Consider the following 26,305-nt stretch of genomic DNA (forward strand, 5'->3'; position numbering starts at 1 on the left):
AGTGGGGCATCACCAAGCCAGCGTTTGATGAGCTGTGGAACTACCTGCCGTTCGCGGTCGGTTTCCCGGATGCCAACGTATTCCTCTACGCCATTCCCACGGCCGTGATCGCCTATGTGATTGCCTTCGGCGACATCGTGGTGGGCCAGTCTCTGATGAACCGGGTTGACCACCTGCGTAAAGATGAAGACATCGACAACAGCATCGACCGGGTGCACCTGGTAACCGCCATCCGCAATGGTGGCCACGCTTTCTTTGCGCCATACCCGGGCCTCGCCGGGCCGATCTGGACGGCCGTCACAGCCACCATGGCCGAGCGTTACAAGTACGGTCGAAATGCCATGGACTCTATCTACAGTGGCGGTGGCACTTTCTGGATTACCGGCTTCATCGCCCTGTTTGTGCTGCCCCTGGTCAGTTTCTTCCAGCCCGTGCTGCCTATCGCCCTGTCACTGACCCTGCTGTTGACCGGCTATATCTGTCTGATGGTGGGGCTGGAGCAGCTGGAGAATAACACCGAGCGTGGCATTGCCGGCACTATGGGTGTGGTCCTGGCGGTCTACGGAGCAGGCTGGGGCCTGGCCACCGGTGCTGTCCTCTATTTTCTGATTGAACGTACCAAATTGCTTGGCTTTACGGCCGACCCGGAAGCGCCGGGCGTGAAAGCCGCAGAAGAGCACTAAACCTGCGTCTTCCGGCTCTGCACCGGGAGACGCTGACCCCCTGTGTGTCCTTGGGAGGCCTCGTGCCTCCCTTTTTTATGCCTTCTATTTTTTCTCGAAGTCCGGACGTTGACAGAATGTCATTTCGTGACAATTTGTCCAATTTTTCCTTCTGAAGTATTCCTTCCGCCTGGTTTCCGGGTTTAAACTGCTCTGACTGATGAATTTTTGTCCGCTGTTCATTGCTGATAACAACACTACAAAAACAGGAGGCAGTCATGACCATCAGCTCCACACCCGAGGGTGTGTCCGTTGAGCCGAGGCATCTGCGGTTCGATGTCAGTGAAGACCTGAAAACGCTCTGGCATGGTAACGACGCCTTTCGGACAGCGTTTTTCAACGCGCTCTCCCTGCAGTTTCCAGACGGCGAACAGCAGTTCATTAACGCGGTGCGCCTTTATCGGGATCAGATTGAGGATCCCAAGCTGAAAGCGGAGATTCGCGGCTTTATTGGTCAGGAAGCTCTGCACAGCCGTGAGCACAAGGACTACAACGAAGCCCTGAAGGCCAGGGGGTACGATATTGATGCCCTGGACCGGCGGTTCCAGAAACACATGGAGTGGGTGGGCAACCTGCCGCCGAGCCGCCAGCTGGCGGGTACCTGTGGTGCCGAGCATTACACCGCGGTTCTGGCCAACGCCATACTGAGCCATCCCGAGTGGATGGAGGGAGCCACGCCGGCCATGGCGAAACTCTGGCGCTGGCATGCCATTGAAGAAACCGAACACAAATCCGTGGCCTTCGATGTTTATCGGGAATGTGTTGGCAACGAACGGCTGCGCCGGATTGTCTTCCTCTTCGTGACCTGGAATTTCTTCAAGTACACCTTTCTCAACACCTGCAGCCTGCTGAAGGCCGATGGCAAGCTCTGGAGCCTGCGCACCTGGATTGGCGGGCTCAATTTCCTCTGGGGCAAGCCCGGCGTGCTTCGCAAGTGCCTGCCGGAATTCCTGGCCTATTTCCGTAAAGGCTTTCATCCCTGGCAGCAGGACAACCGCGAGCTACTCGAACGAAATCTTCGTGAGCTGGATATGACATCGGCTGCACGATAAAGCCGGGTTGCTGAAATTCTGACCGCGGTGTGTAAAACTGTGCGGCATAAAGAATAACGACAATAAAGGGGGCTTCCGGTCGAGAAGCTGCCCGGAGCTGGAGGCCCACCATGCGAGTTGGTTTGATCGTCGATTCTGCGTGCGACTTACCCTATGAATTCAGCCGCAAGCACGACCTGTTCATCCTCCCGGTAACCGCTGTAATCGACGGCCAGACCTACATAGACGAACACGACCCGGTTCGGACCCAGGAGTTTTACCAGAGTGGTCTGCTACAAAAAGGTCATCAGGCTGAAACCCGTGCCTTCACCGCCGAACAGATCCACGATCTGTTCATGGAGAAAATCGTCACCCAGTTTGATGTCGCGATCTGCGAGACCGTCACAAAAACCCGAAGCCTGATTTTCCAGAATGCCACCGAAGCCATGAACAGTGTTCTGGCGAATTATGAAGGGGCGCGGCAGGCCGCCGGGCGCGATGGCCGCTTTTTTATGCGGGTGATCGACAGCAAGCAGATCTTCGCCGGCCAGGGCCTGCTGGCTGCTCACACCCTCAAACTGATTGACCAGAAGGTTTCCAAGAACGCCCTGCGCCATGAGGTTGAAACCTTCAGCGACAAGATCTACACCTGCGTGATTCCGCGGGATTTGCATTACATCCGTGAGCGGGCAAGGCGTCGTGGTGACAAGAGTGTGTCGGCATTGGTGGCTTTTCTTGGCAAGGCACTGAACATTACCCCGGTAATCTTCGGACAGGGGGCTGAAGGCCAGCCGGCGGCCAAAACCCGAAGTTTCGATGTGGCGGTGGAAAAGGTGATGAACTATGCCGCTGCCCGTGTGGAAGCCGGGCTCCTGACGCCCTACGTGAGTCTTTCCTGTGGCCTGACCTGGACCGAGATTGAGGATCTGCCCGGGCTCAACCGTCTGCGGGATGCCTGCGAGCGCAACGGTGTCGAACTTCTGCTGTCCCAGATGGGTATTACCAGTAGTATCTACGTTGGCCCCGGCAGTCTGTGTCTGGCTCTCGCCGCGGAACCTCACAGTTTCAACGATTTTCAGTGATGTTCGAACAGAGTTCGCGGCTGAACCGGACTGGCCCGGCCGCAGCCTCCCGCCTGTAGTTTTGGCAAACCTGCCAGCCTGTACTTCGTGTTAGCCTCTGGTCAGTGTGTTTCATTTCAACAACAGGACAACTGACGCCATGACCCAAGGCAAAACGGATCTCGCCAACCAGCTGCTGGAACAGCACGTCAAGCATGAACTGGCCTCCCTCAAGGGCGCGAAGCTGCGCAAATTTCTGGAGCAGGAGCTGGATGAGCTATGGGGCTATGCCGGTGAGATTACCCTGAACCGGATCACATCCGAAGAGCAGGTGATGGGCGTTATCCAGCGCATTGTTATGGATATGGAGCTGGATGCAGGTATTCCCGAGCTGGCCGCCGAAATGGCAACCGAGGTGCTCAATGCCGATGTGCAGTCACAGACCACCCTGGGCGAAATCATCACCCGCGAACAGGCCACCGGCTTTCTGGAGGAGGTTCTTGAACTCCGGCAGCAACGGGAGCGGGTGATCAGCGAAATCATGGCACACCCGGTTTATCAGGAGCTGGTGTCCAATGTGGTATACCACGGGTTGGTGAATTACCTTTACGAGGATAACCTGATCACCAAGTCTGTTCCGGGCGTCGGTTCAATGATGAAGTTCGGTAAGCGCATGGCCAACAGGGCCGTTCCGGGGCTGGATGAAACCTTTGAACGCCGCCTCAAGGCCTGGCTGTCTGACAGCCTTCCCGGCCTGATTAGCCGCAGTGAGCAGTTCCTGCATAGCGCCCTCTCAGACGAAGAGCTCCGGGATAGCGTGATGGCGGCCTGGGTGTCACTGGAGGACCGCACGATCTCCGAGCTGCACGAGGGGCTCGGCGACGTCGAGCTGCAGGAGTTTGTCGTGCTCGGTTATGAGTTCTGGTTGCAGTTCCGGAAGACTCCTTACTTCGAGGGCTGCGCGAGGGCAGTGGTCTCTCACCTGTTCGACAAATATGGCGAACGTCCGCTCACAGATCTGTTGGGCGATATGGGCGTAAGCCGTGAAGTTGTCATGGCGGAGATCGACGCCTACGCAATTCCGGTTATAGACGTATTGCGTGAAGAGGGCTATGTTGAGGCCTTGATTCGCCGGCGACTTGCACCGTTCTACAAATCCGCCGCCGCGCGCAAGATTCTCCAACAGGAGGCCTGAACTCATCCTTGGCAGTCGGGGCTCTGAAGGGTTTCGTTGAAGAGTTTTTGAGGGGATGATTTTGATATCGGATCTGTTCTGGGCCTATCTCATGGCCATAACCCTGCTTACTATCACACCGGGTGTGGATACCCTGCTGGTGATGCGCAATACCGGCCGGGGTGGTTTGCGGGATGGCTGTGTCACCAGCGTTGGTATCTGTAGCGGGCTGTTCATCCATGCCACGCTCTCGGCTCTGGGCATTTCTCTTCTTCTGGTGGAAACCGCCTGGGCGTTTTCCGCCCTCAAGTGGGCGGGCGCCTGCTACCTGGTGTGGTTGGGTGTCGGTTCACTGCGCCAGGCCCTTCGCCGGGGTAACGCACCCGAGGTCAAAGAGGAAAAGGTTGCTCGCAGGAAGGTCACCATGCTGGCGTCGTTCCGTGAGGGGCTGTTGTCCAACGTTCTGAATCCGAAGACAGCGCTGTTCTATATGGCCCTGCTACCACAGTTTGTGGATCCTGCCGGCAACGCCTTTCAGCAGTCTCTGATGTTGGCAGGCGTTCATTTTCTGCTGGCCATGCTGTGGCAGTGCGGCCTGGCCTGGGTGGTCGTCACCTTCCGGAGTCTTGGCATGAACGCGCGGACGAAGCGGATGCTCAACGGGCTGACCGGCGGGTTCTTCGTGGCCATGGGTGCCAAGCTGGCCAGTACCTGAGGCCACCCGGTTACCTTCAGGCAAAGAAAAAGGGAAGCCGCAGCTTCCCTTTTCTGATCCCAGCTCTGAAGTCTTACTTTTCCAGATACTGCAGCTTGTTCGGCTTGCCATCCCATTCTTCGGCGTCTGGCAGCGGATCTTTCTTTTCGGTGATGTTCGGCCATTTCGCGGCCAGCTCGGCATTCAGCTCCACAAACTGGACCTGGTCGGCAGGCAGCTCGTCTTCCGAGAAAATGGCTTCGGCCGGGCACTCTGGCTCGCACAGGGCGCAGTCGATACATTCGTCCGGGTCGATTACCAGAAAGTTCGGTCCTTCGTAGAAGCAGTCTACCGGACAGACTTCCACGCAGTCTGTGTATTTACACTTGATGCAGTTATCAGTAACGATAAACGCCATAGTCAGATCCCTGGTCCAGTGGTCGGTCAGTCTCATCAGGAGCGCCGTCTGGCGCCGCCGTTATATTTTAGTGCGCGATATTGTAGGGAGCGACCCGCACAGCCGCAAGCGTTCGACTGCTATAACCTTATTACACAGATCAATTCTTAGCTATTTCTTCATCAGCGCCTTCAGCTCGTAAAGCTGGTTCATGGCTTCCCGGGGGGTAAGCCCGTCGAGGTCCATCTCTTTAAGGGCCTCTTCCACGGCGCTGGGCTCAAGGCTTGCGAACATGTCGCCCTGATAGACGGTTTCATTAACCTGGGGCGCGGGTTTGGCCCGGGGGGAATCTTTGTCCCGGGTTCCGGCCGTGGCTGCGGGCGCAGCAGGTGATGCACTGCCCTCAAGATGTGACAGCTGGGTCTTGGCGTTACGGATCACATCCTGGGGTACGCCTGCCAGTTTGGCCACTTGAAGCCCGTAGCTCTGGCTTGCCGGGCCATCGTGCACGTTATGCAGGAACACGATGCTGTCGTCGTGCTCGGTGGCCGTGAGGTGCACGTTAACGGCATGCTGCAGCTCATCGGCCAGTTGAGTCAGCTCGAAATAGTGGGTGGCAAACAGGGTGTAGCAGCGGATCTCCCGGGCCAGGTGCTCGGCTGTGGCCCAGGCCAGGGACAGGCCATCAAAGGTGCTGGTGCCGCGACCCACCTCGTCCATCAGTACCAGGCTGTGTTCGGTGGCGTTGTGCAGGATGTTGGCGGTTTCGGTCATTTCCACCATGAAGGTGGAGCGGCCGCCGGCAATGTCGTCCGAGGAGCCCATACGGGTGAAAATGCGGTCCACGGGGCCGACAACCGCCCGGTTGGCGGGCACGAAGCTGCCAGTGTAGGCAAGCAGAGCAATCAGTGCGGCCTGGCGCATGTAGGTGGACTTACCGCCCATGTTGGGGCCGGTGATCACCAGCATGCGGCGCTGGGTGTCCATTAACAGATCATTGGGTACGAAGGGCTCATCCAGCAACTGTTCAACGACCGGATGGCGGCCCTCCTCGATGTCAAAACCCGGGGATTCGCTGAATTCCGGCGCCGAAAAGCGCAGAGAAGTGGCCCGTTCTGCAAAGTTGCTGAGCACATCCAGCTCGGCCAGTGCCTGAGCGGCATCTTGAAGGGGCGCCAGCTGGCCCGCTACGGTTTCCAGCACTTCGTCATACAGGCCTTTTTCCCGGGCCAGCGCCCGGCTTTTGGCGCTCAGTGCCTTGTCTTCGAACTCTTTCAGTTCCGGTGTAATGAACCGCTCGGCATTTTTCAGGGTTTGCCGGCGAATGTAATCTACCGGCGCCTGGTCCGACTGGGCCCGGCTGATTTCGATGTAATAGCCGTGGACCCGGTTGTAACCCACCTTCAGGGTGCTGATGCCGGTGCGGTCGCGCTCCCGGGTTTCTACGTCCAGCAGGTACTGGCCGGCGTTCTCGCTTATGTTGCGCAGTTCGTCCAACTCTTCGTCGAAGCCTTCCCGGATAACGCCGCCATCGCGGATCACCACCGGAGGATTGTCGATGATGGACCGCTCCAGCAGGTCGGCCAGTTCCGGGTATTCGCCAATGATGGTGGCCAGTTTGACGACATGATGGGAGTTGACCGGTTTCAGGGCTTCCTGCAGGTCTGGCAGGGCCTGGAAAGCATCGCGTAGGCGTGCCAGGTCTCGAGGGCGCGCTGACCGAAGGGCGACGCGGGCCAGTACACGCTCAATGTCGCCAACGGTTTTCAGAAGGTCATGTACTGGCTCGTAGTGAAACCCGTCCAGGAGCGCCGAAACCGCCTGTTGGCGTTGACGGACAATCTCCACGTCGCGCAGCGGGCGGTTCAGCCAGCGGCGAAGCTCTCGGCCACCCATGGCCGTGGCGGAGCGGTCCATGACCCAGGCCAGGGTGTACTGGTGGCCGCCCATCAGGTTCGTGTCGATTTCCAGATTGCGTCGGCTGGCGGCATCCAGGATCACCGCCTCATCCCGGCGTTCGCGGGTCAGCTTGCGAATATGGGGCAGGGCGGTGCGCTGGGTTTCTTTGGCATACTGGAGCAGACAGCCGGCGGCGCAGACGGCCAGATTGAGGTCTTCGCAGCCAAAACCGGTCAGATCCCTCACCTGGAGTTGCTGGGTGATCACCCGGCGTGCCGTATCAGATTCGAACAACCAGGGGCCCTGACGGCGAATGCCTGTGAAGCCCTCCAGAATGTCTTCGTAGGGAAAATCCTCGCTGATCAGAATTTCCGCAGGGCGCAGGCGTTGGAGCTCCCCCTGCAGGGCTTCCAGATTTTCCAGTTCTGAAACGGCAAAACGGCCGCTGGAAATATCGAGCGAGGCAAAACCGAACTGCTCCCGGTGGTTATAGATGGCAACCAGCAGGTTGTCCCTGCGATCCTCCAGGTAGGCATCGTCACTCAGAGTACCCGGTGTGACGATCCGTACCACCTGGCGCTCAACCGGTCCCTTGCTGGTGGCCGGGTCACCGATCTGTTCGCAGATGGCGATGGATTGACCTGCCCGAACCAGCCGGGCAATGTAACCCTCAGAGGAATGGTACGGGATACCGGCCATGGGGATCGGGTTGCCCCCGGACTGGCCCCGGGCCGTGAGGGTGATGTCCATTAGCTCGGCCGCTTTCTTGGCGTCTTCGTAAAACAGCTCGTAGAAATCCCCCATGCGGTAGAACACCAGTTCATTGGGGTGTTGGCCCTTGATCTTCAGGTATTGCTGCATCATCGGGGTGTGCTTGGAAAGATCGGTCTGAGCTGCTGACATGAACGGGTCCGGTAGCCTTGCTTTGGATGAAGGCGTGAATTGTAAGAAAATAACCGCCGCGATGAAATGAAGGAGGTCATTATGCTGGCCAGCGATCAGGAATTGGAAGAGGCAGGCAATCGCCTGGGTGAACGTCTGCTGCGAACCGGTCGTACGGTGGCTACGGCAGAGAGTTGTACCGGCGGCTGGGTTGCCAAGGTGCTGACCGACCGGGCGGGGTCCTCGGCCTATGTGCTTGGCGGGTTGGTAACCTACAGCAACGAAGCCAAGCAGGGTTTGCTGGGCGTGACCCGAAAATCCCTGGATGAACACGGAGCGGTCAGCGAACCGGTGGTGCGGGAGATGGTCGCTGGCGCCCTGGTGGCAACAGATGCTGACGTTGCCGTAGCCATCAGTGGTGTGGCCGGGCCCGGCGGTGGCAGTGAAGACAAGCCTGTGGGCACCGTCTGGTTTGCCTGGGGCAGCAGCCCGGCCTCCACCGTGGCCGTGGTGAAACACTTTGAGGGCGACCGTGATCAGGTTCGCCGGCAAGCCGTTCTCTTTGCCCTTCAAGGGGTTAGCGATTTCGTGGGCGAAGTCTGACGGCTTTCACATCCGGAGGGGTTGGTCTCCTTTGCGGGTTATGTTTTAATACTGTTCAAATATACAGGGAATTGGCTGGTCAAGCTGTACGGATTCCCGATCCACTATTTCGCTGCCGTCCTCTTTTGAGGCCGGCGGCCCGGGCGACAGAGGGTTTGCACTGATGGAAGACAACCGCAAGAAAGCATTAAGCGCAGCACTTGGGCAGATCGAGCGCCAGTTTGGCAAGGGCGCTGTCATGAAAATGGGCGATCAGCCCCGCGAAGCCATCCCTGCGGTATCCACCGGTTCCCTGGGCCTGGACGTTGCCCTGGGTATTGGTGGTCTTCCTTACGGTCGAATCTGTGAAATCTACGGTCCGGAGAGTTCCGGTAAAACCACGCTTACCCTGCAGGTGATTGCCGAGGCACAGAAGGCGGGCAAAACCTGCGCGTTTGTCGATGCCGAGCACGCCCTCGACCCGGTGTATGCCGAGAAGCTGGGCGTGAATGTGGATGATCTGCTGGTTTCCCAGCCGGACACCGGTGAACAGGCCCTGGAAATCGCCGATATGCTGGTGCGTTCCAATGCGGTTGACGTGATCATCGTTGACTCCGTGGCGGCCCTGACGCCGAAAGCGGAGATCGAGGGTGAAATGGGCGACAGCCACGTTGGCCTCCAGGCGCGTTTGATGTCCCAGGCGCTGCGGAAACTGACGGGTAACGTCAAGCATGCCAACTGCCTGATGATCTTCATCAACCAGATCCGTATGAAGATCGGCGTCATGTTCGGCTCGCCGGAAACCACCACCGGCGGTAACGCCCTGAAATTCTATTCCTCCGTTCGCCTTGATATCCGCCGCATCGGTTCCGTGAAAGATGGCGATGAGGTGGTGGGTAACGAGACCCGCGTGAAAGTGGTCAAGAACAAGGTGTCCCCGCCGTTCAAGCAGGCCGAGTTCCAGATTATGTACGGCAAGGGCATCTACCACATGGCCGAAGTGCTCGACATGGGCGTCAAGGAAGGCTTCGTGGACAAGTCCGGTGCGTGGTACGCCTACAACGGCGACAAGATCGGCCAGGGCAAGGCGAACGCCTGCAAGTTCCTGGAAGAAAACATGGACATTGCCAATGAGATTGAAGCCAAGGTCCGCGAAAAGCTGATGCCCAAGCCGGTCTCAAAGAAAGAGGCTGAAGAGGCGCCCGCAGAAGCGAACGGCGAGCTGCTCTAAACCTTCCTCAGCGATGTCAGGGGCGGCAGGTGTAGATCCAGACCTGCCGCGCCATCGCTGCCTTTGGCTTTCCTTTTGGATATCAGTCTTTTTTCCAGCTCTCTTCTGAAGTGGCCCGGTTCGGCACCGATATCGGTTTCCAGGCGCCTGAGGTAATCTGCGCCGCCGGCCTGCTCCAGTTGGCTTCTGATCCACCTCCTGTATTTCATTTGACGATAGAGAGTCTGCAGTTTTTTGCTGTTGGGAAAACGCATCGATTTCTCCTCCTTTGACTGTCCAGTCCATAGTAAGCAGGAGTCTTTGCAGGGTATCCGTTCAGATGGTTTAAATGTTCTCGTAACAGATCTCTTAATTTCGTCTCTGTGCTGCTCAATTAGTGATCATCTGTGCTTGCTGCCCGTTCCTCTGGTTTGAGGTGGTGCCACAATGAATTCATACTCTGTGAGTACTCGGTTTCTTTGCTCTTCAGATACACATCAGAGTCGGTATGGAAGCAAAAAAGAGATTATTGATCGTCGCTCATGTCCCTTCCCCGAATACTCTCAAGCTCAGGGAAGCGGCTGAGCAGGGCGCCCGCCATGAAGACATCGAAAGCGTCGAAGTCAAGGTAATGGCACCTCTGGACGCGGGGCCTGAAGACATTCTGGCCTGCGACGCTATCATTCTGGGCACCACTGAAAATCTCGGGTATATGAGTGGGGCCCTGAAGGACTTCTTCGACCGCAGCTACTACCCCTGCCTCGAGAAAACCCAGGGGTTGCCCTTTGCTTATTACATCCGGGCCGGCCATGACGGCACGGGCACCAATCGGGCAATTGAAAGCATTACGACCGGTCTGCGCTGGAAGCTGATACAGGAGCCTCTGATCTGTAGGGGTGAGTACCGCGATGAGTTTGAAGATCAGTGTCGTGAGTTAGGGATGTACGTCGCTGCCAGCCTTGACGCGGGGTTGGTGTGAGCCCGTAGCCCGATCAGCTGGCAAACCGGTTGTAGAAGCCTTCGATGCGGGAGAGAGCATTGTCGACGGTGCGCGAATAGCCTTTTTTGTCCCGGCAATAGCTGAACTGGACGCTGACGCGATACCCCGCCTGGTAAGGTTGACACTCCACCACCCGGGCGCAAACCCGCGATTCGCTGATGTATTTGCCGTCGAAATCCATGAACAGGCGGGCCCCGGGTTCCACCGGTCTGGGGCAGAGAACAGCCATACCGTAGCGGTTGAGGTCCAGGCAGGTTACTGGCGTGGGCTGCTTGCCCCGACCAAAGAAGCCACGCTCCCGGAGCTGAACCTTCAGGCAGGAGGCGGGGTAACGATCCTTGATTCTGCGTTCGGCGGAATCACTGGTCATACGCTGGCGTCCGTTGCGTGCATTGTATTTATGGTTGGGAGATGAAGTGTAGTTCCGGAACGGCTGGTTGAAAAATGAACGGCTACGGATTTGTGAACTGCCTAACAAATTCCTGCGCGCTGTGCGCAACTCCAGAAATCTTCGTGCCGAACGCGACAGAGCCGACCGCAGAATCTACAATGACCGGCCAATGTGTTAACCGTTACAGGACCAAACCTTGAAGTCACTGTCTCTGCACCAGCTTTACAAAGCCTGTGTTCTGAAAGATCTGCCGTTCAAAACTACCAAGCAACTGGAGCCTCTTGCTGAAATCGTCGGCCAGAACCGCGCCCAGGAAGCCGTGCGTTTTGCCCTGGCAATGCCCCATGGCGGCTACAACGTCTATGCCGTTGGCCGAAATGGCCTGGGCAAGCGCACCATGATGTTGCGCTACCTTGAGCACCATGTGGACACGGATCAGCAGAGCCATGACTGGTGCTATGTGGCCAACTTCGAGGAGCCGCGTATTCCAAAGCTGTTGCAGTTGCCGGCGGGAAAAGGCACCCAGCTCAAGCAGGATATGGAAAAGCTGATGAGTCGCCTGGTGAAGGTGATTCCTCAGACCTTTGACAGCGACAGTTTCCTTGAGCGCTCGGAACAGTTGAAGAACGAATACGGCAAAAAGCAGGAAGATGAGCTCGAGAAAGTGGCAGCCCAGGCGCGACGCAAAAAGGTCAGCCTGACGGTCACCACGCCGGGTGGTTACCGGCTGGTGGCCATGAACGGTGACGAGCCCCATACCGCAGAATCGTTCCAGGCTCTTACTGATGAGCAACGTGACAAATTTGAAGACGCGATCAACAAGCTTGAGAAAAAGCTTCGCCAGGCCCTGCGCAAACTGGCGGACTGGGAGCAGGAGTATGCCGATAAGCAACAGGCGCTGAACCAGGAAACTCTCGAGAGTATTTCTGGCCACCAGATTGATGAGTTGATCGAGAAGTACAAGGACCTGCCGGATGTGGTCGCCTACTTTGAGGCGGTTCGCGCCGACCTGGTGGAGAACCTGGAGATATTCCTCGATGACAATGAGGAGCAGGCTGCCATTGCCTACGCCTCGCTCGACAAGAAAATGCCGCGCCGTTATCTGGTTAATGTACTGGTGCACCAGAAGACGAACGAGGTGCCCGTGGTGGTGGAAGACAACCCCACCTACCACAACCTGTTTGGCTACGTCGAAAACGTTACCTACAAGGGCACGGTGTTCACGGATTTCTCCCTGATTCGCCCCGGCAGCCTGCACCGGGCCAACGGCGGCTATTTGCTGATGGATGCTATCAAGGTTCTGGAACAGTCCTTCGTGTGGGACGGCCTCAAGCGTGCCCTGCGGTCGAAGTCCATACAGATAAATTCCCTGGAACGGGAACTCACGCTGTCCGGCACTATCTCAATTGAACCTGAGTCGGTTCCCTTGGACGTCAAGATTGTTTTGTTCGGTGATCGTGAAACCTGGATGTTGCTGCAGGAATACGATTCCGAGTTTGCCGAACTGTTCCGGGTCACAGCGGATTTCGAGAACGAGATGTACCGTTCCGATGACAGTCAACTGCTCTATGCCAAGTTCATTGCCAGCCTGGTGAGTGAGAAGAAACTGCTGCACTGCACCAATAAGGCGGTTGCCCGGGTCATTGAGCACAGCGCCCGAATGGCCGACCATCAGGATCGGTTGTCCCTGCATGCGGCCGATATTGCCAATTTGCTGCGGGAATCCGATTTCTGGGCCCGGCAGGCTGGTGCGAAGCTGATTCAGGATCTGCATGTGGAACGAGCGCTGGAAAGTGCGAAGTACCGTAGTAGTCGGATAAGGGATCAGTTCTACGATTCCATCCGTGATGGCTCGACGCTCGTAACTACCAGTGGCAAGTGTGTTGGCCAGGTCAATGCGCTGTCGGTACTGTCCACGGGCGGGTTCGAATTCGGCCTTTCCAACCGTGTCACGGCTACCTGCTATTATGGAGATGGCGCGGTGATGGATATAGAACGTGATGTGAAGCTCGGCGGCAATATACACTCCAAGGGCGTGATGATTCTGAGCTCGTGGCTCGCCTCCCATTTTGCGGTTAACGATCCAATGCATCTGTCGGCCAGCCTGACTTTCGAGCAGAACTATGGAGAGGTTGATGGTGACAGTGCCTCTCTGGCGGAGTTGTGTGCCCTGGTGTCTTCCCTGTCCGGTATTCCGGTGCGCCAGGATCTTGCGATTACAGGGTCCGTCAACCAGTTCGGGGAGGTTCAGCCCATCGGCGGTGTGAATGAAAAAGTAGAAGGCTTTTTCAGTACCTGTCAGCTCAAGGGCGGTCTATCGGGCACTCAGGGTGTCATTGTGCCAGCCACCAATGTGCAGAACCTGATGCTCGACAGTGAAGTGGTGCAGGCAGTGCGCGCGGGGCAGTTCTCGGTGTACGCGGTTGCCCGCGTTGAAGAGGCCATTACCCTCCTGCTTGGCAAGCCGGCGGGCAAGGCCGATGACAAAGGCAGGTACCCGAAGCAGAGCGTTTTTGGCATTATCCAGCAACGACTTGAAAAAATGCGGGAACACGAGCGCCAGGAACACGCCCGTGACGACCATAAAGACCCGTCAATTCACTGACCGGCGATGATAAGAAAACGGACAGGAGAGAACACACCCATGACTGATATCCAGCAAACCGTGTACGTTGTAGAGGACGATGAAGCAGTCCGCGATTCCCTGGAGCTGCTGCTGAAATCCGACGGCAAGCCGGTCAAGACCTATGAGAGTGCCACTGCTTTCCTGAAGGATTATTCCGACAAGATGGCAGGCTGCATTGTGCTGGATATCCGCATGCCCGGCATGGATGGTATGGAGCTCCAGAAAAAACTGAACGAAAAGCACTCCATTCTGCCAATCATCTTTGTGACCGGCCACGGTGACGTGCCAATGGCTGTCGATGCCATGAAAGAGGGCGCCGTGGACTTCATCCAGAAGCCATACCGCGAGGAGGCGCTGCTGGAGAAAATCGAGGCGGCTCTCAAGCAGGATCTTGAGCAGCGGAAGTCCCTGGATGAGAAACAGGAGATCATCCGCCGCATCAAGAGCCTGACACCCCGGGAACACGAGATCATGGACCGGATGATTGCCGGCCAGGCCAACAAGGTGATTGCCATTGAGCTGGAGATCAGCCAGCGCACGGTAGAGATCCACCGTTCCCGTGTTATGCACAAGATGGGTACCCATTCCCTGGCACATCTCGTTCGTATGGTCCTGTCCGTAAAGGACCTTATCGACGCGGGGTGATCCCGGCGGCATCATACGGTTACTTTTTTAACCGGCCCGACATTTATGACTGAAGCTGTCAGCGAGAACTCGGAGGTGACGGTTCTGCTCGTGGACGACAACCCGCAGAACCTCAAAGTCCTCTATGAGACCCTGAAAGACAAAGGTTATCGGCTGCTCATTGCCAACGAAGGCGAAAAAGCCCTCGACCTTGCCCACCGCCATCAGCCCGAAGTGATTCTCCTGGATATCATGATGCCAGAGATGGATGGCTATGAAGTCTGCGAACGCCTCAAGGCCGACCCCCAGACGGCAGACTGTGCCGTTGTTTTCCTGTCGGCGCTCGATGACCTGCAGGCGAAGGTAAAAGGCTTCTCTCTCGGAGGCGCCGACTACATTTCCAAACCTTTCCAGTCCCAGGAAGTGATCGCACGGGTGAAAACCCACGCCAGTGTGATTCGCCTCGAAAGGGAGCTGCAGGCGCGCAATCGCGAGCTGCAGAGTGATCAGGCCCGGATTCTCAATTCCATCAGCGAAGGCATCTACGGCCTTGATGAGAACGGCGTTATCGAATTTGCCAATCCGGCGGCGGCATCGATTGTTGGCTGTCCGGTGGAGGAATTGATTGGCCGTAATTTCTTTGAAACCCACTTCGCCACGGCCGAAGACAATCCTGACAGCCTCCCGGTAAAGGCTACCTGTAAGCAGGGTGTGGCCGAGAGTCAGAGGGATATCCGAATGCTGCGGGCCGATGGAACCGGCTTTCCCGCAGAGTACCGCTCGACCCCGAAACTGGATTCCGACGAGCTCCACGGTGCCGTTGTCGTTTTCCGCGATATCACCCCTGAACTGGACAACGAAAAGGCGCTGGAGGATGCAAGGCAGCTGGTTCAGGAGCAGCGTGATCAGCTGGCTCATACCTCCCGGCTGACTACCATGGGTGAGATGGCCGCCGGTGTTGCCCATGAGGTGAACCAGCCGCTGACAGCTATTACCAATTATGCCCGCGTTGCCAAGCGGATGATGGCAAAGGAAAACGCGGACATGGGTCTGCTTCAGGAGACTCTGGACAAGATTGAGGCGCAGTCCCATCGGGCCAGTGAAATTATTCGACGGATCCGTCGGTTCATGAAAAAGCCGGCCACGGGGAAGGAAGTGCTGTCGGTATCTGCATTGCTGGAAGATACCCGTCAGTTTGCAGAAGTGGATATGCGCAACAACAAGGGTGCCATTGAGCTGTCGGTGCCTGAGGACATGCCGGACGTTCTGGCAGACCCCGTTCAGGTGCAGCAGGTGGCGCTCAACCTGATTCGCAATGCCTTGGAGGCCACCAGCAGCATTGATTCCAGTGCGCCCGTCGAAGTAAGTGCAAGTGTGCAGGGTGACACCTGTGTGCGAATCCAGGTGCGTGACCATGGCACCGGACTCTCGGAAGACGCTGAAGAGAAGCTGTTCCTGCCGTTCTTCACCACCAAGGACGAAGGGATGGGGATAGGCCTCTCAACCTGCCGTTCCCTGATACAGGCCCAGGGTGGCGATATCGGTTTCGAGCGCCCGGACGATGGCGGCGCCTGTTTCTACTTTACTCTACCCGTTGCCGGCGCCCAGGGGGCATCCTGCGCGCCGGAGGGTGATGCTTCCCAAGGCTAGAGCCAGTCGATGCGCCCTGTCAGATGGGGTGCATCGCCTTTGGCGTTCAATACCTGATAGTCCCAGCCTTCTTCGCCCGTTTGCCAATTGAGCTGGGCTGTGCCGGGCAGAAACAGCGGTTTCTTGAACTGGCAGCTGACGCTCAGAGCGCCGCTTTTCCAGCCTTCCTGTTGCTCCAGTAGTGCCAGTGCGTGGGCCTTGGTCCACATGCCATGGGCGATTGCCCTCGGAAAACCGAATGCCCTGGCGCTCAGGGCGTGCATGTGGATCGGATTGCTGTCACCGGATACACGGGCATATTGCCGGCCAATGGACTCGGGTACTTTCATGTTCTCGGTGTTCGGATAACGCTCTAGCTCCGGCGGCGCCTTCTTTCCGGAAGACTTGCTCTCAGCGTCCGGTTGCCGGAACAGCGTCGTACTGGCTTCTTCCCAGATCAGTCTGCCCGCCGAGTGCGCCTGGGTAATCAGATCGAACTCCACACCCCTGTCGCTTTTCACGGTATTGCCGAGGCTCACCAGCAGGTCAAGGTTCTCTCCGGTGCCGATTGGCCGGTGCTGGGTAATCGTGTTTCGCAGGTGTACCAACCCAAGCAGCGGCAGGGGAAAGCTTTTTTCGGTGAGCAGCTTCAGGTGCAGGGGGAAAGCCAGCACGTGAGGCCAGGTGACGGGCAGATGACTGTTGGCCTTGAAGCCGCAGACCTGCTGGTAGCGCTTGAGGTTCCTGCCGGCGGTACTGACACCGAGCAAGCTCGCCGAGAGTTCCGGGATGCTGATACTGCTACCGGTTTGCTTCTGCTTTGGCAGCAGTGTTCTGCCATACATCGGTAATAGGGCGGGCGGCGTGTTGTGGTAGACGAGAGTCTCTGACATTGGTTTTCTCCTTCACAGCCCGGACCGTGAATCCCGGCATTGCCTGGTTAGAAAGCTTTGTCGCAAAGGGTATGCTTTTTTTTACATTTTGGTACAACTCGGCGTCTGTGGCCTGATATGCTCTAATATAAGACGATTGTCTAACAGGGTGCGATTCATAGGCCCCTGGAGTCTGAAAAACTTCTGGAGTCTGGCAAATCCCTCCAGATCGGGCATTGACCCGGCGTGCCGCGATGGCTGTCGGGAAGGTCACAGCAGTAAACCAATAAAAAGCGGAATCTTATGCAGGAACTTCGTGACGCGGGAGTGATGTTGCGCCTGATTTATGAGGCGATGAAAAAGAAGGGAATCGATACCGATGCCATCTTCACTCGCCTGGGTGTGGATGAGAACTACGTTTATACCGAGCAGCTTCGAACTCCCCACAGCGCCCAGATGTATTTCTGGCAGGCAGTTGAGGACGTTTCCGGGGATCCCGATGTGGGCCTGCACCTTGGACAGTTACTGCCTGCGTACAAGGGACAGGTGCTGGAATATCTTTTTCTTAGCAGCCCCACCTTTGGTGAGGGGCTGCGCCGGGCCCAGAACTATCAGCGTCTGCTGAGTGACGCGGCAAACACCGATTTTTTCATTGAGGGTGACGATGCCTGCATGGTGCTGGATGCGGCGTCTGATGATGTCCGTCGCCTGAGGCATTTCAATGAATGCTTTGTGCTTGGATTGATTACCTTTTTCCGGTCTATCACCGATGGCAATTTCTACCCATCACGCATCGAGTTCGAGCATGAACGTTCTGAGGGCCAGGACCACGTGCGCGAGGTGCTCGGATGTGATGTCACTTTCGGCGCGCCGGAAAATCGGCTTTATTTTCCGGCAAAGCTGCTATCCCATGCCTCACCTCATGCAGAGCCGGAGCTGCTGGATTTGCATGAGCGATTCGCGAGCGAACAGGTCGCCCGACTGGAGAAAAAGGATATCGTTGGTCAGGTGGAACGGATTGTGGCAGAGCTCCTCGATAGCGGAGAGGTCACCCTGGATGCCGTGGCTGAGCGGCTTGGTATCAAACCGCGGACTCTGCGAACCCGGCTTACGGAAGCCGAGACCAGTTTCAATCAGGTGCTGGCGGATTTTCGCTATCGTCTGGCCCGTCAGCTTCTGGCAACGACCGACGAATCCATTGATGAAATTGTCTACCTCACCGGCTTTTCCGAGCCCAGTACCTTCTATCGCGCATTCAAGCGTTGGTCCGGTATGACGCCGATTGAATACCGCAAAACCGCCCAGGGCAAGGATGCCATGGTCGATGCCATGTAACAGGGTGCTTTTTCTGAAATATTTTGAGAAAAAGCGTTGACATGACAGGGCGCCTCTTTATAATGCGCCCTCGTTGTCACAGAGCATTCACTCCGCTGGATGCAAAGCCTTCCAGAGGCCATTTGTGATGACCCGCACGGAGCGGTAGTTCAGTTGGTTAGAATACCGGCCTGTCACGCCGGGGGTCGCGGGTTCGAGTCCCGTCCGCTCCGCCATTTTTCCCTCGTTTAACCTTGTCCTTCGAAGATTCTCTTCAGCTAATACGATTGTCCACAGGCTTCCACTGTCATCGTTTTGTCATCGACAGCTTCTAGGCTGTTCCTGAAAATTCAAAAACAGGAACGCGACGATGCTGGATTACGAAGAAGAGTTGATCGAGAGCCAGTTTGAGGAGTGCGAGGACGATGACGACTGGGACGATGCAACGGAGCTCTAGCCGGGCATTGGACGCAGCTTCGGTCTCAGAGATGCTTGATCTGCTTTCTGTGCTCCCCGGGGCTTAGATCGAACCAGCGCCGGTAGGCCTTGTGAAAGGCCGCAGGGTTGGCAAACCCCAAAAGCCATGCAATTTCCGCCAGTGACGTGTCCGTCTCGCGAATATAGTCTCTCGCCAACTGCTTCCTTGTTTCATCCACCAGTTCCCTGAACCCGGTACCCTCGGCTGCAAGTTGTCTCTGAAGCGTCCATGGCGCAACCCCCAGTTTCATGGCAATGGTCTCCAGGCTCGGTGTCTCGCCCTGGAATAGTGGTGTAAGGAGGTTTTTTACCCGGTCTCCCGTTGTCCATCCCCGTCGGATCTGCTGCAGTTCCCGTTCGCACAGCTCCGTCAGCTTCTCATGCATCGCCGGTTGGGCCTGTTGGCTCGGGCTTTCCCAGATCTCCTGTCGTACTGTAATGCTGTTCTTGGTTGCTCCGAACTGCACCGGGCAGCGAAACCAGCTTTCGAACAAGTCATCCTGGCCTGTGGACCGGTATTCGATGGTGACTCTTTCCAGAACGTCATAGCGGCTGGTTACGGTTCGCAGGAACTGGGTCCAGGCCGCGAGAACAGAATCCACCACGAAATAGTTGAAGTCGTTGTAGGGCCGAATCGAGTAGAACTGTACCTGCCTCGCATCCGGCCGAACCAACGGCACACCGCGGCTGTTGCGGCTGGTTAGCAGGGCGTAGCGAATCAACGTGCTGATTGCCGCCCCGGCAGTGTTGGCGGTTTCTCCGGCAAGCCCGGCAATACCGGCGTCAACAGGGCGGGATAATGCTCCCATTCTCAACCCGAGGACCGGGTTGCCAGTCTCGGTGATCGCCGCGTGCCCCAGGCGCATGAAACGGGGAATACTGATGCGCGCTTCCGGCGACGTCAGTGTCTGATGGTCAAGCTGGAAACGGGATGCCAGTTCTGCACTATTCCCACCTTCGGCTTCGGCTGCCCGCATCAACGCAGATACATACAGGACACTGATGTCTCCAAGAGAATTTCGGCTTTTTTGCGAGGAAGCTTGCTGGGTGTTCATTGAAGCCTTTGTCGGACATGTTATTTGAAGATAATAAAATGTTATCCAGGGATATTGTCGATAGCAAGGAGCGCGGGTAGTTTAAGGCTCAACAATGAAGGAGCCGCCGCTGCGGTGGCCCCGTCGAAGATCACGATGAGGAGACCGAACATGACCGCGAGCACGACTCCAGGCGTTGCCAAATACCCGAACCTGCTTGAGCCGCTCGATCTGGGCTTCACCAGGCTGCGTAACCGCACCCTGATGGGGTCCATGCATACCGGGCTGGAGGAAGCCAAAAATGGCTTTGAGCGCCTGGCGGCCTTCTATGCAGAGCGTGCCCGTGGCGGCGCCGGCCTCATCGTTACCGGCGGTATTGCTCCGAACGTGGAGGGCGGGGTGTTCCAGCACGCTGCCAAGATGACCACCGAAGAAGAATCGGATAAGCACCGGATCATCACCGACGCTGTGCATGAAGCCGATGGCAAGATCTGCATGCAGATCCTTCACGCGGGCCGGTACGCCTATTCTCCGGAACTGGTTGCGCCGTCTGCGATCCAGGCACCAATCAATCCGTTCAAGCCAAAGGAGCTGGACGAGGCGGGCATCGAAAAGCAGATTCAGGATTACGCGGATTGTGCCGCGCTGGCACAGCGTGCGGGCTATGACGGTGTTGAGGTCATGGGTTCTGAGGGGTACTTCATCAACCAGTTTATCGTTTCCCACACCAACCACCGGACGGACCGGTGGGGTGGCAGTTACGAAAATCGTATCCGTCTGCCGATCGAAATCGTGCGTCGGGTTCGTGAGCGGGTGGGAGAGAACTTTATCCTGATCTACCGCCTGTCCATGCTGGATCTGATTGAGGACGGCAGTACCTGGGAAGAAGTTGTGCATCTGGCCAAGGAAATCGAGAAGGCGGGTGCAACCATCATCAATACCGGCATCGGCTGGCATGAGGCCCGGGTGCCCACCATTGCCACGTCGGTTCCCCGCGGGGCCTTTACCAAGGTGACGGCGCGCCTGAAAGGGGAAGTGAGCATTCCGCTGGTCACCACCAACCGGATCAACATGCCGGATGTGGCCGAAAAGATTCTGGCCGAAGGCGATGCCGACATGGTGTCCATGGCCCGGCCGTTCCTGGCAGACGCCGACCTGGTTCTGAAGGCGGCAGAAGATCGCGCCGACGAGATCAACACCTGCATCGGTTGTAACCAGGCGTGTCTTGATCACACGTTCAGCGGCAAGCTGACGTCCTGTCTGGTGAATCCCCGCGCCTGTCACGAGACCGAGCTGACCTACGTGAAGACCGCCAATCCAAAAAGCATTGCTGTGGTTGGTGCCGGTCCTGCTGGCCTGGCCTTTGCCACGGTGGCTGCCGAGCGGGGCCACAAGGTGACTCTGTTTGATGCGGGCAGTGAGATTGGTGGCCAGTTCAATGTCGCCAAACTGATTCCGGGCAAGGAAGAGTTCTACGAAACCCTGCGTTATTTCCGGGTGATGCTCGACAAGCATCAGGTGGATGTGCGCCTGAACACCCGGGTCAGCGCCGAGGATCTCAAGGCCGGCGGCTTTGATGAGGTGATCCTGGCGACCGGTGTGAAACCGCGTACTCCGGAAATCGAAGGAATCGACCATCCGAAAGTGATCGGTTATCTCGATGCCCTGCTGGAGCGCAAGCCGGTTGGCGAGAAAGTGGCAGTGATCGGAGCAGGTGGTATCGGTTTCGATGTCTCCGAGTTTATTGTCCACAAGGGCACCTCAGCCGCCATCGACACAGAACACTTCATGCGGGAGTGGGGCGTAGATCTGAGCGTCGAGCACCGGGGTGGCATTCAGGGCGTGGAGCCCCAAGTGCCGGAGCCTGCACGCGAAGTCTATCTGCTGCAGCGTAAAGCATCGAAAGTTGGCAAGAACCTGGGTAAGACTACCGGGTGGATTCACCGCACTTCCCTGAAGAACCGCCAGGTTCAAATGGTGCCGGGTGTGACCTATCGCAAAATCGACGATGAAGGGCTGCACATAACGGTCACGCCGAAAGGTGCGGAGCAGGGCGAGGATCGTGTGCTGCCAGTAGACACCATTATTGTCTGTGCGGGCCAGGAGCCGCTGCGTGAACTGCAGAGCGATCTCGAAGCTGCCGGCCTGCCGGTGCACCTGATTGGGGGTTCGGATGTGGCCGCTGAACTGGATGCCAAGCGGGCGATCAATCAGGGTAGTCGTCTGGCGGCAGAGCTCTAGGCGCAAACATGATCACAAATCGTTGCACTTTTCTCCTGTGCAGAAACGATTGTCTGGCTAGACTAATAGCTTTGAGTCTGACTGCTTGTCTCTTCTATTCTATTCTGGTTAGGGAGGGCCAGAGTAGAAGGGGCCGGCATCACGATCAGATGGAACATCTTTCGGGATTCTGTCGTGTGGTGTCGAATCGTTGATTTGTGGAGAGCGTGCAATGGTGTCTGCCGACCAGGCAACCGATGGTTATTCGGCGGTATTTTTTGTGGAGGGGAGTCAGGTGGCCCGGGAGATGCGGGCCAGTGAATTCGGGGCCTTCCTGGATGGCTACGTTGGGCTTTCCGATCTCGCCGAAACCGATGTGCGGGCTGTTCTGGTTGAGCTGAGTGCCGATCTTCGGGTTCAGGCACTGGTGTTCTTTCGCATCTGGTTTGATGAGGAGGGCCGGGCCGACAGTCACTGGAACGTGCCTATCGAGGAGCTGGCCAGAATAGGTGCGAAGGGGCCGGATATGGGCGGTGGCGCGATCCGGCTGGTTTGCAGGAGCCAATGCCCCGACCCCAAATTCAAGGAAGATCTCTGGGACCCGGACATGACGCCCGGGAACAATCATTTCCAGGCCATTCGCAAGGCCGTTGAGGCCAACAGCCTCAAGTTCCGGAAAGTGGAGCCGGTTCAGGAAGAGCATATTCCGGTTCTGAGCGAGCAGGCCGAGGATTCGACTGAGCGCGAAGAGGCCGCGGCAGCGGCGGATCGATCCCGGTTGGCGCAGCTGATCCGGGAGCAGCGCCTGCGGATCAAGACCCTCCAGAGTGTTCACCGCGATGCCCTCTCAGACATGCAGCGGGAGCATCGGCTGGAAATCCAGGGGTTGCGTAGTGACATTGCCGATCTCGAGCAAAAATACGAGCGCCAGCGGCTGAGTAACGAGCAGCTCAAGAAGCGTCTGTCGGAACGGAACGAGCAATACCTCGCCATGCAGGAGCAGATGGCCGCAGTTGGTGAGGAAAAGCAGCGTGAGGATTCAAACGCGGGTGCCGAGCTGTTGCTGCTCAGGGAACAGCTCGAACGGCGCCAGCGGGAGCTTGAGCTCAGGGATGACAAGATCGTGGCTCTTGAGCAGGAAAACCACGAACTGCGCAATCGCGAACCGCCAGAGGACTCCATCATGGACCATCTGAAGCGCCAGTCGGTGTTTCTGGTGGCCTACCAGCCGGGCGTCGGACATCTGACGCTGCCCTTCAAAGACATTGAAACCTACTTCAGTAATCCCACCGCCTATGCGGCAGAACGTTGTGGCATGAATGAGCCCGCTTATCGGGAATGGCTGGAACACTACGAAAACCCTGTCTGCATGCATGAAGACGAGGATGGCAAACGTTGTGGTGAGCCCATTCTTCGGGTCAGTCAGCCGGCGGAATTCCGCCCGGGCACCGATGACCGGTGTGAGAAACACCAGGCCTGAGGCCGGAACTTTTTCAGAATCGGTGTGACTTTCGTTAAACTGTACTCCGATTGTCACCGGGGTAACGGTTTCGTTTGTCCCCGCCGCATCCCGACACCACAGGATACTTCATGGATCAGTTCAGGAACATTGGTGTGATTGGTCGTATGGGCAGCGTGAAAGTGGTTGAATCACTGCGCCAGCTCAAACAGTACCTGATTGCCAACAACTACCACGTCATTCTCGAGGAAGACACAGCCAGCATGTTGCCCGGGCATGGCCTGCAGGTGGCGAGCAAGAAACTGTTGGGGGAGATCTGTGATCTGGTGATCGTCGTCGGCGGTGATGGCAGTCTTCTGGGCGCCGCCCGTGAGCTGGCCAAGTCGAAGATTCCCCTGCTCGGGGTAAACCGTGGCAGGCTCGGCTTTCTCACCGACATTTCCCCTTCGGACCTTGAGGAGCGACTCGGCAAGGTCCTTGAAGGCGAGTACATGGAAGAGACCCGGTTTCTGCTGGATGGCAACGTGGAGCGCAACGGTCAGCCCCTGGGGTTTGGTACGGCCCTGAACGATGTCGTGCTGCATCCCGGTAAATCCACCCGGATGATCGGTTTCGATCTGTTCATTGATGGCCATTTTGTCTATAGCCAGCGCTCCGACGGCCTGATTGTCTCCACGCCGACCGGGTCTACGGCTTACTCGCTTTCCGCCGGTGGCCCGATTATGCACCCCAAGCTGGATGCCATTGTTCTGGTGCCCATGTTTCCCCACACTCTCAGTAGCCGGCCGATCGTTGTCGATGGCAAGAGTGAGATCAAACTGGTGATCGGCGAGACCAATGAAACCTATCCGCAAATCAGCTTTGACGGCCAGATGAACATTGCCTGTGCGCCGGGGGATATCATTCGCATCACCAAAAAGCCGTTCAAGATCCGGTTGATTCACCCTACCGACCATAATTTCTATGCCACCTGCCGTGACAAGCTTGGCTGGGCTAGTGAAATATCAGCGAGTTGATCATGGCTGCAACAAAACCGACCGCAAACCGCGGTTATGACATCATTGGCGACATCCATGGCTGTGCGAATACCCTCGCCAGATTGCTGGACCAGATGGGGTATCGCAAGATCAACGGTGTGTACCAGCACCCTCGTCGCCAGGCGATCTTCATCGGCGATATCATTGATCGTGGCCCGCGGATCCGCGAGGCGCTGCACCTGGTGCGGGATATGGTGGAACATGGTTCGGCCCGCATTGTCATGGGCAACCATGAGTACAACGCTCTTGGTTACTGCACCCGGGCCCGTCCCGGCAGCGGCAAAACCTTTTTGCGTGAACACAACGCCCGCCATGACCGTCTGATCCGGGAGACGCTGGAGCAGTTCGAGGCATACCCGTACGAGTGGAACGAGTTTCTCGAGTGGTTCTACACCATTCCGCTGTTTATCGACGACGAGGATTTCCGCGTTGTACACGCGTGCTGGGATGGCGATCTGATCGAAAAATTCAAGCAGGCGCAGGGGAGCGCCTGCATTGATGAGGATTTCCTGCACGCTTCTGCCGCGATTGAGTCCTTTGCCGGGCAGGTCATGGATACCGTGCTTCGCGGGACAGATCTCAGGCTCCCGGAGGGTATGGCCATCACCGGCCGCGATGGTTACGTGCGTGAGTTTTTCCGAACCAAGTTCTGGGCCGATGATCCGCATACCTATGCCGATGTCGTGTTCCAGCCAGATCCACTGCCACCGGAAGTGGCAAGCAGGGTACTGACCGATGACGAGCGCAAACAATTGATCAGCTACCCATTGGATGCACCACCAGTATTCGTGGGCCATTACTGGATGGAGGGCGAGCCGGCGCCGCTCAAGCCCAACGTTGCCTGCATCGACTACAGTGCCGTGAAGTACGGGCGGTTGGTGGCTTACCGGATGGATGGTGAGCGGGCACTTTCCCGGGACAAATTTGTCTGGGTAGATGTGGAGAGGCCGGAGCAGCCGGATTATCCAACCAGCGAAGACAGCGTTGCGCGATAAACCGTGCATCTCAGCTGAACCATTTCCCGAGGCGGAGTAAGCGGTGTACCGAGTCAAGCAGTTGGATACCACAGTGAACCTGGCCAGCTTCAGCCGTTGGCTTAACGGACAGGGTGTTACCCACCGCATTACCGAAGAAGGGGGATTCCAGGTGCTTTGGCTGGAAGACCCGGCTCACGCTGAACCCGTGCTTTCCGCTCTGGACCGCTTCATGGCAGAACCCGAAATCAGGGAAGCTGTGGATCGCCAGAACCGGTCGCCGGTGTTTGTTGGCGGGCGTTGGCAACCTTCACCCCGGCATGCGCCGCTGGTGTTGGGGATCATTGTGTTTGCTGTAGTTATGGTCTGGCTCACGGCCATGGGCCAGAATGAACTGGCGGCCGGCCTGATGATGATCGATCCCCGGGATTATGACTGGAGCACCCTTGCCGGTCGCATTGACGCGTTAACTGCCACACTGGCCAGTGGCCAGATCTGGCGGCTGTTGACTCCGGACTTTCTGCACTTCAGCTGGACCCACATCATTTTCAATTCGGTCATGCTCTGGTTTCTGGGCAGTCAGATCGAATGGTTCGATGGGCGGGCGCGCCTGATCAGCCTGTTCGTGATTACCAGCCTGATCTCGAACGGCTTGCAGTATTTCGTGTCCGGGCCACTTTTCGGTGGGCTATCCGGGGTGGTTTATGGGATTCTGGGCTACTGCTGGCTTAGTCAGCGATCTGCGCCACGGTTCCAGTTTCCGCCGGCACTGGTTACCTTCGCCGTAGCATGGATGGTGATCGGGTTTACGCCGCTTCCCGAAATAATCGGGCTCGGGCGTATGGCCAATGAAGCGCATCTGGGTGGATTTATTGCCGGGCTGGCCCTGGCGGTGCTTTTGCCCGTAAGACGCAGGCGGGGCGCATAAAAAAGCCCCGCCAGAGGCGGGGCATTAAAAGAGCTTTTAGCTCCTGATGAGAGAGACCAAATGATACG

Annotated in this window: 22 protein-coding genes, 1 tRNA gene and 1 pseudogene; 18 read left to right on the top strand and 6 right to left on the bottom strand. The window is 57.3% G+C overall.

Annotated features, from left to right (window positions below):
* From QZ534_RS05260 to QZ534_RS05280, 5 genes and pseudogenes are all read left to right on the top strand, one after another.
* A pseudogene (locus tag QZ534_RS05260) lies at window positions 1–683 on the top strand (xanthine/uracil/vitamin C permease); the annotation flags it as partial.
* A gap of 257 nt (window positions 684–940) precedes the next feature.
* Window positions 941–1,774: a metal-dependent hydrolase gene (locus tag QZ534_RS05265; RefSeq protein WP_296932207.1), complete on the top strand. Its 834-nt coding sequence runs from the start codon at window positions 941–943 to the stop codon at window positions 1,772–1,774.
* A 110-nt stretch (window positions 1,775–1,884) separates the two neighbouring features.
* Entirely contained in the window at window positions 1,885–2,835 is a 951-nt protein-coding gene (locus QZ534_RS05270; protein ID WP_296932210.1) for a DegV family protein, read from the top strand.
* Window positions 2,836–2,974: 139 nt separating this feature from the next.
* Window positions 2,975–4,009 (top strand): hypothetical protein, encoded by a 1,035-nt coding sequence (locus QZ534_RS05275; RefSeq protein ID WP_296932213.1) that lies wholly within the window; start codon window positions 2,975–2,977, stop codon window positions 4,007–4,009.
* Between the two features lie 55 nt (window positions 4,010–4,064).
* Complete coding sequence (locus tag QZ534_RS05280; RefSeq protein ID WP_296932216.1) at window positions 4,065–4,703, top strand: LysE family translocator; 639 nt, start codon at window positions 4,065–4,067, stop codon at window positions 4,701–4,703.
* A 73-nt stretch (window positions 4,704–4,776) separates the two neighbouring features.
* Here the strand turns inward: QZ534_RS05280 and fdxA are convergent, their stop codons facing one another.
* The gene (gene fdxA / locus QZ534_RS05285; RefSeq protein WP_088828887.1) at window positions 4,777–5,100 is read right to left on the bottom strand and encodes a ferredoxin FdxA; all 324 of its coding nucleotides are present in this window, start codon (window positions 5,098–5,100) and stop codon (window positions 4,777–4,779) included.
* Between the two features lie 150 nt (window positions 5,101–5,250).
* Window positions 5,251–7,881: a DNA mismatch repair protein MutS gene (gene mutS, locus QZ534_RS05290; RefSeq protein ID WP_296932219.1), complete on the bottom strand. Its 2,631-nt coding sequence runs from the start codon at window positions 7,879–7,881 to the stop codon at window positions 5,251–5,253.
* Window positions 7,882–7,962: 81 nt separating this feature from the next.
* Between mutS and pncC the strand changes: the two genes are divergently transcribed.
* A complete protein-coding gene (gene pncC, locus QZ534_RS05295; protein ID WP_296932222.1) occupies window positions 7,963–8,463 on the top strand; it encodes a nicotinamide-nucleotide amidase in 501 nt (166 codons plus the stop codon).
* Between the two features lie 163 nt (window positions 8,464–8,626).
* Complete coding sequence (recA, locus tag QZ534_RS05300; RefSeq protein WP_296932224.1) at window positions 8,627–9,673, top strand: recombinase RecA; 1,047 nt, start codon at window positions 8,627–8,629, stop codon at window positions 9,671–9,673.
* On the opposite strand, the gene QZ534_RS05305 is transcribed toward recA, so the two are convergent.
* Window positions 9,670–9,927, bottom strand: a complete 258-nt coding sequence (locus QZ534_RS05305) for a hypothetical protein (RefSeq protein WP_296932227.1) — start codon at window positions 9,925–9,927, stop codon at window positions 9,670–9,672. The two genes, recA and QZ534_RS05305, sit on opposite strands and share 4 nt — an antisense overlap.
* A 233-nt stretch (window positions 9,928–10,160) precedes the next feature.
* Between QZ534_RS05305 and QZ534_RS05310 the strand changes: the two genes are divergently transcribed.
* The gene (locus QZ534_RS05310) at window positions 10,161–10,631 is read left to right on the top strand and encodes a flavodoxin family protein (protein ID WP_296932230.1); all 471 of its coding nucleotides are present in this window, start codon (window positions 10,161–10,163) and stop codon (window positions 10,629–10,631) included.
* A gap of 13 nt (window positions 10,632–10,644) precedes the next feature.
* On the opposite strand, the gene QZ534_RS05315 is transcribed toward QZ534_RS05310, so the two are convergent.
* Window positions 10,645–11,022 (bottom strand): PilZ domain-containing protein, encoded by a 378-nt coding sequence (locus tag QZ534_RS05315; protein ID WP_296932232.1) that lies wholly within the window; start codon window positions 11,020–11,022, stop codon window positions 10,645–10,647.
* 217 nt (window positions 11,023–11,239) lie between these two features.
* Between QZ534_RS05315 and QZ534_RS05320 the strand changes: the two genes are divergently transcribed.
* The 3 genes from QZ534_RS05320 to QZ534_RS05330 are packed head-to-tail and all read left to right on the top strand — an operon-like array spanning window position 11,240 to window position 15,943.
* Complete coding sequence (locus tag QZ534_RS05320; RefSeq protein ID WP_296932235.1) at window positions 11,240–13,648, top strand: ATP-binding protein; 2,409 nt, start codon at window positions 11,240–11,242, stop codon at window positions 13,646–13,648.
* A 39-nt stretch (window positions 13,649–13,687) separates the two neighbouring features.
* On the top strand, window positions 13,688–14,314 hold the full coding sequence (gene fixJ, locus QZ534_RS05325) for a response regulator FixJ (protein WP_008170525.1): 627 nt from the start codon (window positions 13,688–13,690) through the stop codon (window positions 14,312–14,314).
* A gap of 45 nt (window positions 14,315–14,359) precedes the next feature.
* Entirely contained in the window at window positions 14,360–15,943 is a 1,584-nt protein-coding gene (locus QZ534_RS05330; protein WP_296932238.1) for a response regulator, read from the top strand.
* Here the strand turns inward: QZ534_RS05330 and QZ534_RS05335 are convergent.
* Window positions 15,940–16,815: a MaoC/PaaZ C-terminal domain-containing protein gene (locus tag QZ534_RS05335; RefSeq protein WP_296932241.1), complete on the bottom strand. Its 876-nt coding sequence runs from the start codon at window positions 16,813–16,815 to the stop codon at window positions 15,940–15,942. The genes QZ534_RS05330 and QZ534_RS05335 overlap by 4 nt on opposite strands.
* A 282-nt stretch (window positions 16,816–17,097) precedes the next feature.
* Between QZ534_RS05335 and QZ534_RS05340 the strand changes: the two genes are divergently transcribed.
* Window positions 17,098–18,129 (top strand): AraC family transcriptional regulator, encoded by a 1,032-nt coding sequence (locus QZ534_RS05340; RefSeq protein ID WP_296932244.1) that lies wholly within the window; start codon window positions 17,098–17,100, stop codon window positions 18,127–18,129.
* 138 nt (window positions 18,130–18,267) lie between these two features.
* Window positions 18,268–18,344, top strand: a tRNA-Asp gene (locus tag QZ534_RS05345).
* A 246-nt stretch (window positions 18,345–18,590) separates the two neighbouring features.
* Here QZ534_RS05345 and QZ534_RS05350 read toward each other — a convergent pair.
* Window positions 18,591–19,640: an AraC family transcriptional regulator gene (locus QZ534_RS05350; RefSeq protein ID WP_296932247.1), complete on the bottom strand. Its 1,050-nt coding sequence runs from the start codon at window positions 19,638–19,640 to the stop codon at window positions 18,591–18,593.
* 150 nt (window positions 19,641–19,790) lie between these two features.
* On the opposite strand from QZ534_RS05350, the gene QZ534_RS05355 reads away from it, so the two are divergent.
* The 5 genes from QZ534_RS05355 to QZ534_RS05375 all read left to right on the top strand — a co-directional run bounded on the left by QZ534_RS05355 (window position 19,791) and on the right by QZ534_RS05375 (window position 26,237).
* On the top strand, window positions 19,791–21,860 hold the full coding sequence (locus QZ534_RS05355) for an NADPH-dependent 2,4-dienoyl-CoA reductase (RefSeq protein ID WP_296932251.1): 2,070 nt from the start codon (window positions 19,791–19,793) through the stop codon (window positions 21,858–21,860).
* A gap of 211 nt (window positions 21,861–22,071) precedes the next feature.
* Window positions 22,072–23,319 carry a DNA repair protein gene (locus QZ534_RS05360; protein WP_296932253.1) on the top strand — a complete coding sequence of 416 codons (1,248 nt, stop codon included), beginning with the start codon at window positions 22,072–22,074 and terminating at the stop codon, window positions 23,317–23,319.
* A 110-nt stretch (window positions 23,320–23,429) separates the two neighbouring features.
* The gene (locus QZ534_RS05365; protein ID WP_064227361.1) at window positions 23,430–24,314 is read left to right on the top strand and encodes an NAD(+) kinase; all 885 of its coding nucleotides are present in this window, start codon (window positions 23,430–23,432) and stop codon (window positions 24,312–24,314) included.
* Window positions 24,315–24,316: 2 nt separating this feature from the next.
* A complete protein-coding gene (locus QZ534_RS05370) occupies window positions 24,317–25,330 on the top strand; it encodes a metallophosphoesterase (RefSeq protein WP_296932257.1) in 1,014 nt (337 codons plus the stop codon).
* Window positions 25,331–25,373: 43 nt separating this feature from the next.
* A complete protein-coding gene (locus QZ534_RS05375; RefSeq protein WP_296932260.1) occupies window positions 25,374–26,237 on the top strand; it encodes a rhomboid family intramembrane serine protease in 864 nt (287 codons plus the stop codon).
* Window positions 26,238–26,305 lie beyond the last annotated feature (68 nt).

The sequence above is a fragment of the uncultured Marinobacter sp. genome (assembly GCF_913055835.1).
In the GTDB taxonomy this organism is placed as follows: domain Bacteria; phylum Pseudomonadota; class Gammaproteobacteria; order Pseudomonadales; family Oleiphilaceae; genus Marinobacter.